Genomic DNA, 1451 nt, shown 5'->3' with positions numbered 1-1451 from the left:
CCCTATCTTGCATTCTACGCATTCAAATCTCATCTTAACGCTATCCTTAACACAAATCCTTATCGCCTTTTTCTCACCACTATTTCAATCCTAAATCCCTGTTTATTTTTAGCCACTTTTGATATAAACTATACCCACATATAAAAATACTCATTTCATACCCAAGTTTAATAAAAATACGGTATAATTCCACAAAACTACCAAATACATAGGAGCATTTATGCCTAAGACAGATACAAAACCAAACGCAAAAAACCGAATATACAAAGCCATAGAAACTTGGTTTACCAAAATCTACATAAGCAAAATAATCCACAAAGAGAAAAACGATAAATTATTTATCAATATAACTAGCTGTCTAGCATTCATACTCTCAATCTATGGCAAAACAGATGAAAACAAAAGCAAAATGACACCTGCTGTTATGGCTTATATCAAAAAAACAAAAAACACTTTTATTGCCAAACTAAAAAGAGTTAAAAACCATGAGAGCATTATCGATTTACAAGCCAAATACCCAAAGCTTGATATAGTTTCAGCCTATCAATTCCTAACCCTCAAAGACAAATTCAAAATCACCAAATCAGAAATCCAAGATTTTGAAACACTAATCGATATTCTTTCAAAAAACACCCAAAAATCAAAAAAATAACCCTAAAACGATAAAAACCATTAAAAAAATCATTTTAGCCTTTTAAAGGCTAATTCTGTCATTTTAAACCCTATATCCATTCAAGATACACACTTGCAATCAAAAAAACATAAAAAAACCTACAAAAACCACAGTCCATTTCAAAACTGCAAAGCATTTTTGAAAATTCGCAAGAACTTCTAAAATAAGCCCTAGCTCTCATATTTATCGCTATAAATCAAGCACAATCAAAAATACACGCCATGAAGAAAATTTTGTAGTTTTTAGCTCTAAAGTCTATTTTTGCCAAAAATCTTACACAATAACTCGATTATCAATAATGCTTAAAAACCTACAAAATAGATATTTTAAAAGCTTTTTACAAATCGCAAAATGTCGGTAAAACATTAGCATAATTTGCCTACAACAATAAGATTTAAACGCCTATATTTAGGCTATATTATTGCATTATGCCCATTGGCTCAACTTTTTACATTTTTTTTAAAAAAGCAAAAGAGCCTAAAAATAAGGATTTTAGCATAATAAGCCCTAAATATTGATATTTTATTTTTTTATTACACTTTTTAGTATATTTTTTTCAACAATAAAAATTAAATTAATATTAAAAACCCTATAAAATAGTATTTTAAACAAACTCTTTTTTGTAGTTAAGTTGTAATAAAGTTGCACTCAAGTTATAGTAAAAATAACATTAACTACATATTAACTACACTTTTACTTCAAAAAACATGCAAATTTTCACATTTTTGTAGTTAAAGTGTAGTGAAAGTGTAATAAAGTTGAACTCAAGTTGTAGTTA

Annotated in this window: 1 protein-coding gene; it reads left to right on the top strand. The window is 27.8% G+C overall.

Annotated elements, in window-relative coordinates:
• The first annotated feature begins 220 nt into the window (after positions 1–220).
• A complete protein-coding gene (locus tag AJ930_RS09130; RefSeq protein ID WP_070275238.1) occupies positions 221–652 on the top strand; it encodes a hypothetical protein in 432 nt (143 codons plus the stop codon).
• Positions 653–1451 lie beyond the last annotated feature (799 nt).

The sequence above is a fragment of the Campylobacter sp. BCW_6871 genome (genome assembly GCF_001762325.1).
GTDB classification, from domain to species: Bacteria; Campylobacterota; Campylobacteria; order Campylobacterales; family Campylobacteraceae; genus Campylobacter_D; species Campylobacter_D jejuni.
This window is presented reverse-complemented; position numbering and strand designations above follow the sequence as displayed.